6 protein-coding genes are annotated in these 7,112 nt (G+C 70.7%); all 6 read left to right on the forward strand.

Annotation, left to right across the window (positions count from 1 at the left end; all coding sequences use genetic code 11):
• Nucleotides 1-80: 80 nt before the first annotated feature.
• Nucleotides 81-422 (forward strand): anti-sigma factor antagonist BldG, encoded by a 342-nt coding sequence (gene bldG, locus CCN42_RS14615; protein ID WP_043502848.1) that lies wholly within the window; start codon nucleotides 81-83, stop codon nucleotides 420-422.
• Nucleotides 423-528: 106 nt separating this feature from the next.
• Complete coding sequence (locus CCN42_RS14620; RefSeq protein ID WP_086736013.1) at nucleotides 529-963, forward strand: ATP-binding protein; 435 nt, start codon at nucleotides 529-531, stop codon at nucleotides 961-963.
• 288 nt (nucleotides 964-1,251) lie between these two features.
• Nucleotides 1,252-3,675 carry a sodium-translocating pyrophosphatase gene (locus tag CCN42_RS14625; RefSeq protein WP_086736015.1) on the forward strand — a complete coding sequence of 808 codons (2,424 nt, stop codon included), beginning with the start codon at nucleotides 1,252-1,254 and terminating at the stop codon, nucleotides 3,673-3,675.
• A 302-nt stretch (nucleotides 3,676-3,977) separates the two neighbouring features.
• Complete coding sequence (locus tag CCN42_RS14630; RefSeq protein WP_086736017.1) at nucleotides 3,978-4,574, forward strand: small secreted protein; 597 nt, start codon at nucleotides 3,978-3,980, stop codon at nucleotides 4,572-4,574.
• 69 nt (nucleotides 4,575-4,643) lie between these two features.
• Nucleotides 4,644-6,170 (forward strand): DUF7059 domain-containing protein, encoded by a 1,527-nt coding sequence (locus CCN42_RS14635; RefSeq protein WP_086736025.1) that lies wholly within the window; start codon nucleotides 4,644-4,646, stop codon nucleotides 6,168-6,170.
• A gap of 170 nt (nucleotides 6,171-6,340) precedes the next feature.
• Nucleotides 6,341-7,112, forward strand: a 772-nt coding sequence (locus tag CCN42_RS14640; protein WP_143661913.1) for a serine/threonine-protein kinase, incomplete at its 3' end; no start/stop codon positions are given.

Consider the following 7,112-nt stretch of genomic DNA (forward strand, 5'->3'; position numbering starts at 1 on the left):
GCGGCTGGCGAACCGTCATGGGGGCTGAAAGCCGAGATGCCCCGAGGACGACCGCTCGATAGCAAGGTGCTGGAGGATCCGTGGACCTGTCCCTGTCGACCGAGACCGTGGGCGATCGCACGATCGTCAGGGTCGGTGGCGAAATCGACGTATATACCGCGCCCAAGCTGCGCGAGCAGCTGGTCGAGCTGGTGAACGACGGCAGTTTCCACCTCGTCGTCGACATGGAGGGCGTGGACTTCCTCGACTCCACCGGGCTCGGCGTGCTGGTCGGCGGCCTGAAGCGTGTGCGTGCCCATGAGGGCTCGCTGCGCCTGGTCTGCAACCAGGAGCGCATTCTGAAGATCTTCCGCATCACCGGTCTCACCAAGGTGTTCCCGATCCACACCTCGGTCGAGGACGCGGTGGCGGCGACCGACTGACCCACGGTCCGGGCCGTGGCCCGGATCGCAGAGTGGAAGGAAGGGGGTCCGGGCTCGCGGCGGCCCGGGCCTTCCGACAGCACGCCCGTAGCTCCGAGGGGGATGCATGGCCACCGTTGAGCTCCGCTTCAGTGCGGTCCCCGGACACGTCAGGACCGCCCGGCTGGTGGCCGCTTCCGTCGCCCGTAAGGCCGGAGTGGACGAGGCCGTCCTCGACGAAGTCCGGCTGGCCGTCGGCGAGGCCTGCTCCCGTGCAGTCGGACTGCACCAGAACAGCGGGATCACCGCGCCGGTGCGGGTGCTGCTGATCGAGGACGAGAAGCAGTTCTCCATCGAGGTCGGCGACGAGGCCCCGCATCAGGTGCACGACGGGTCTCCCGGCGCGTCCGAGGACGCCGACGTGGAGGTCGAGGAGGACGAGATGGGCCTCGCGGTCATCAGTGGCCTCGTCGACGATGTGAAGGTCAGCACGGGCGCGGACGGCGGTTCGATCCGGATGACCTGGCCGACCACAACCCCGCCGGCCGCGGTGCTCCCCTGACGCGCACCGCTCGCACGACACCGAGGGCCCTGCTCAGCAGGGCCCTCGTTCTTTTTCCCGTCCGCAGGCCGATGCCGGGCCCCTCGCGGAATTCGTGAAAGAATTCACGATCAATTCCGATCACCGGCGACCCCCATGGTTCACCCGAATGGCCCAGAATGCTTTCGGGGCATTACTCGGAGTGCGCCGGGGTGTACGGATTCCGTTTCCCGCGTACTGTTTTGATCCGGAACAGATCTCTAGAATCCGTCCACATCTTGAGCTCAGCCCAAGCGTCAAGGAGGACGAATGGCGGGGCTTTCTTCTCCAGATCAGCTCGATCAGCTGGATCACTCCACAGCCCTCGCGGCAGCGGTGCTCACCGATGGCAACCGAGCCATGGTGGTGGTCATCGGAGCCGTGGCACTGGCTGCACTTCTGGTCGCCGGTGTGCTGGTGCGTCAGGTGCTCGCGGCCGGCGAGGGCACCGACAGCATGAAGAAGATCGCGGCTGCGGTGCAGGAGGGCGCGAACGCCTATCTGGCCCGGCAGTTGCGCACACTCGGCGTATTCGCGGTCGTCGTGTTCTTCCTGCTCATGCTGCTGCCCGCGGACGACTGGAATCAGCGTGCCGGACGATCGGTGTTCTTCTTGATCGGCGCGGCGTTCTCGGCGGCCACCGGTTATATCGGCATGTGGCTCGCCGTGCGCAGCAATGTGCGGGTCGCCGCGGCGGCCCGCGAGGCGACTCCCGCGCCGGGTGAGCCGGAAAAGGATCTCACCGCCGTCTCGCACAAAGCGATGAAGATCGCTTTTCGTACGGGCGGTGTGGTCGGCATGTTCACGGTGGGGCTCGGTCTGCTGGGCGCCTCCTGCGTGGTGCTGGTGTACGCGGCCGACGCGCCGAAGGTGCTGGAGGGCTTCGGCCTCGGTGCCGCGCTGATCGCGATGTTCATGCGGGTCGGCGGCGGCATCTTCACCAAGGCCGCCGACGTCGGCGCCGACCTGGTCGGCAAGGTCGAGCAGGGCATTCCGGAGGACGATCCGCGCAATGCCGCGACCATCGCCGACAACGTGGGCGACAACGTCGGCGACTGCGCGGGCATGGCGGCCGACCTCTTCGAGTCGTACGCCGTCACCCTGGTGGCCGCACTGATCCTGGGCACCGCGGCGTTCGGCGACGCGGGGCTGGCGTTCCCCCTGCTCGTCCCGGCCATCGGCGTGCTCACCGCGATGATCGGCATCTTCGCGGTGGCCCCGCGGCGCGCCGACCGCAGCGGGATGAGCGCGATCAACCGCGGCTTCTTCATCTCCGCGGTGATCTCGCTGGCGCTGGTGGCGATCGCGGTCTTCGCCTATCTGCCGGGGAAGTACTCCGAGCTGGACGGGGTCACCGACGAGGCGATCCTGGGCAAGAGCGGCGACCCGCGGATCCTCGCGCTGGTCGCGGTGGCGATCGGTATCGTGCTCGCCGCCGTCATCCAGCAGCTCACCGGCTACTTCACCGAGACCAGCCGCCGCCCCGTGCGCGACATCGGCAGGTCCTCGCTCACCGGCCCCGCCACCGTCGTCCTCGCCGGGATCTCGGTGGGCCTCGAATCGGCGGTCTACACCGCCCTGTTGATCGGCCTCGGGGTCTACGGGGCCTTCCTGCTCGGCGGTACGTCGATCATGCTGGCGCTGTTCGCGGTGGCGCTGGCGGGCACCGGGCTGCTCACCACGGTCGGTGTGATCGTGGCGATGGACACCTTCGGGCCGGTCTCCGACAACGCGCAGGGCATCGCCGAGATGTCCGGCGACGTGGAGGGCGCGGGCGCGCAGGTGCTCACCAACCTGGACGCCGTCGGCAACACCACCAAGGCGATCACCAAGGGCATCGCCATCGCCACCGCCGTGCTCGCCGCGGCGGCGCTCTTCGGGTCGTACCGGGACGCCATCACCACCGGCGCGCGCGACGTCGGGGAGAAGCTGACCGGGGAGGGCGCTCCGCTGACCCTGGCGATGGACATCTCGCAGCCCAACAACCTGGTCGGCCTGATCGCGGGCGCGGCAGTCGTCTTCCTCTTCTCCGGACTGGCCATCAACGCCGTCTCACGGTCGGCAGGTGCGGTGGTGTTCGAGGTGCGGCGGCAGTTCCGCGAGCATCCCGGGATCATGGACTACACCGAGAAACCGGAGTACGGGAAGGTCGTCGACATCTGCACCAAGGACGCGCTGCGGGAACTGGCCACACCGGGTCTGCTCGCGGTGATGGCGCCGATCTTCGTCGGGTTCACGCTGGGCGTCGGCGCGCTCGGCGCCTACCTCGCGGGCGCGATCGGCACGGGCACCCTGATGGCGGTGTTCCTCGCCAACTCCGGCGGCGCCTGGGACAACGCCAAGAAGCTGGTGGAGGACGGCCACCACGGCGGCAAGGGCAGCGACGCGCACGCCGCGACGGTGATCGGCGACACGGTCGGCGACCCGTTCAAGGACACCGCTGGTCCGGCGATCAACCCGCTGCTGAAGGTGATGAACCTGGTGGCGCTGCTGATCGCGCCGGCGATCATCCAGTTCTCGTACGGCACCGACGAGAACGTGGGAGTACGGGTGCTGATCGCCGTGTTCGCGTTCCTGGTGATCGTGGGGGCGGTGTACGTCTCCAAGCGCCGCGGGATCGCGATGGGCGACGAGGACGATTCCGAGCCGGGCTCCACGGGCTCCAAGTCGCCGGACACGGCGGCGGTTTCGTAGGGGACCGGTAACCGCACGTCCCAAGGGGCGGGCGAGTGGCGCGCGTTGACGCGTCACCCGCCCGCCCCGCGCCGTGCGCGCCGATGACGGCCGCCGCGGATGACGGTCGACATGGATGACGGTCGACACGGACGATGGTGGCCACGGATGGCGGTCGACACGGACGATGGTCGCCGCGGGCGGCGGCCGGCCCGGTCGTGAGCCTTCTCTCCCGCGGGGCAAAGCGCGACAAAGATGCGTGTACGGAACATTCGGTGTGTGGAGGTCGCGCGTGTGGCGTGTATGTTCCGGGGCCGAGAGCCATGGAAGGGACCCATCCGGTGAACAAGAAGCTCGCGGCCGCACTGTCCGGCGGTGCGGTACTGGTACTGGCGCTGTCGGGATGCACCGGCGACGACGGCAACGAGGAGCTCGACGCCTGGGCCAAGCAGGTCTGCGACGAGCTCCAGGTGCAGGCCAGGACGATCAAGGCCGCCAACGCCGCGATCCAGAAGGAGACCTCGGACAGCAGCTCGCCGGCCGAGGTCCAGAAGGCCGACTCCCAGGCGTTCCAGGACATCGCCGAGGCCTACAAGGCGATCGGGACCGCCATCACCAAGGCCGGCCCGCCGAACGTCGAGGAGGGCGAGAAGAAGCAGCGCGACGCGGTCAAGGAGCTGAACACCATCTCGGCCTCCTACACCTCCCTGCAGAAGCAGGTCGACGCGCTCGACACCAAGGACCAGGGCAAGTTCGCCGCCGGCCTCAAGGACATCGCCGCCGAGATGAAGAAGCTCGGCAAGACCGGCAGCGACGCGCTGAAGACGCTGGAGGAGGGCGAGGTCGGCCAGGCGATGGCCGAACAGGAGAGCTGCAAGTCGGCCTCCGCGTCGGCGTCGCCGTCGGTGACGCAGGGCTGAACGGCGGGCGAGCGGGCCGAGGCCCGCACGCGCGCGTGCGTTGTCGGCGGGAGCCGACACAATGGGGTGGTGAGCAACGCCAGCCTCTCCTCGCCGTCCCCCCTGCCCGCCACCGACCGCCCCGAGGTCGCCGCCCGGCTGCGGGAGGCCCTGCTCGGGGCCTCCTTCACCGCCGACGGACTGCTCGACCTGCTCGGCGCCTCCGCGTACGCGGCGCTGGCCCGCAGCGAGACCGTGCCCGCACTCCGCGCCACCCGCGGGGACACCCCGCTGGAGCTGCTCGTCCGGCTGTTCCTGCTGCAGCAGCCCGTGCCGCACGCGCGCGTGGCGGACGTGCTGCCCGTAGAGGAGTGCCTGGAGAGCGGCTGGCTGGTGCGGGCCGGCCAGGACGGGCTGGCGGCCACCGTGGACGTCCGGCCGTACGGCGGGCCCGGCGGCGAGGACTGGTTCATCGTCTCCGACCTGGGCTGCGCGGTCGGCGGCGCCGGGGGCATCGGACGCCGCGACGAGGGGGTCGTGCTCGGTGTCGGCGGCGCCTCGACGACGCTGGCCGGCATCACCGTGCGCACCCCCGTCGCCGCCGCCCTCGACCTGGGCACCGGCTCCGGCGTCCAGGCGCTGCACGCCGCCCGGCACGCCACCCGGGTGACCGCGACCGATGTCAACCCGCGCGCGCTGCACATCACCGCGCTCACCCTCGCCCTGTCCGGCGCGCCCGCCGCGGATCTGCGGGAGGGCTCGCTGTTCGAGCCGGTCGAGGAGGACGAGACGTACGACCTCATCGTCTCCAACCCGCCCTTCGTGATCTCGCCGGGCGCCCGGCTGACCTATCGGGACGGCGGCATGAGCGGGGACGATCTGTGCCGCACGCTCGTTCAGCAGGCGGGGGAGCGGCTGAACGAGGGCGGGTTCGCGCAGTTCCTCGCCAACTGGCAGCACGTCGAGGGGGAGGACTGGCAGGACCGCCTGCGGTCGTGGGTGCCGCGCGGATGCGACGCCTGGATCGTGCAGCGCGAGGTGCAGGACATCACCCAGTACGCCGAGCTGTGGCTGCGCGACGCGGGCGACCACCGCGGCGACCCGGCCGAGTACCAGGCGCGGTACGACGCCTGGTTGGACGAGTTCGAGGCCCGCAAGGTGAGGGGCGTGGGCTTCGGCTGGATCACCCTGCGCCGGACGGCCTCCGCCGAGCCGTCCATCACGGTCGAGGAATGGCCGCACCCGGTCGAGCAGCCGCTCGGCGAGACGGTCCGGGCGCACTTCGCCCGCCTGGACTACCTCCGCGCGCACGACGACGCGGCCCTGCTGGAGGAGCGCTTCCGGCTCGCCGCCGAGGTCGTCCAGGAGCAGGTCGGGCTGCCCGGCGCCGAGGACCCCGAGCACGTCGTGCTCCGCCAGAACCGCGGCATGCGCCGGGCCACCAAGGTCGACACGGTCGGTGCGGGCTTCGCGGGCGTGTGCGACGGCTCGCTGACCGCCGGGCGGATCCTGGACGCGATCGCCCAACTCGTCGGCGAGGACCCGATTCTGCTGCGCGACCGTACGCCCGCCCAGATCCGGCTGCTGGTGGAGCAGGGCTTCCTCGAACCGGCGTGAGCCCGTCGCCCCGCCGTCACTCATGAGACAGCTGTGCCTTCTCGGGCTCATGTGTCCCCCTTGACGGGATTGCTTCGGGAAAGAGCTCTTGTCGGTGATGGTGCGAAGCTACCTTCAAGGGGACGAACAGCCACGCGGCCGGGGAGGCGCGTTGTCCCGGGAGAGGTGTGATGGCGGGGGAGACGCCGGATCAGGGCGCCGGCAGGGTCATCAACGGGCGGTACCGGCTGCGTCGCACGCTCGGCGCGGGCGGCATGGGCCGGGTGTGGCTCGCTCACGATGAGAAACTGACCTGCGACGTCGCACTGAAGGAGATCGCGCTGCCGGACGGGGTGGCGGACCCGGAGCGAACGGCGCAGCGGGTCGCGCGGGCGCGCAGCGAGGCCCGGCACGCGGCACGGCTGCGCGGGCATCCGCACGTGGCCACCGTGCACGACGTGGTGATGCACGAGGGACTGCCGTGGATCGTCATGGAGTACGTGCCGGACGCGGTCGACCTCCAGGCGGTGATCCGGCGGTCCGGCCCGCTGCCACCCACGCAGGTGGCCCGCATCGGCCTTGCCGTGCTGGACGCGCTCACCGCCGGGCACCGCGTCGGCATCCTGCACCGGGACGTGAAACCGGCCAACATCCTGTTGGCACCGGACGCTACCGGCGATCCCCACGCGCGCGTGCTGCTCACCGACTACGGCATCGCCCTCCGGCCCGGGTCCCACGAACCCCGGCTCACCGCCACCGCCGGCATCCTCGGCACGCCCGGCTATCTGGCGCCGGAGCGGGCGCGCGGCGAGCCGCCCACCCCGGCCGCCGACCTGTTCTCCCTCGGCGCCACGCTGTACTGCGCGGTGGAGGGCCGCGGCCCCTTCGACCGCAACGGCGAGTACGCCACCCTGACCGCTCTGCTGAGCGAGGAACCGCCGCCGCCCGCGCGGGCGGCGGCGG

Origin of the sequence: Streptomyces glaucescens, from assembly GCF_002154375.1 — a bacterium.
Lineage (GTDB): Bacteria > Actinomycetota > Actinomycetes > Streptomycetales > Streptomycetaceae > Streptomyces > Streptomyces glaucescens.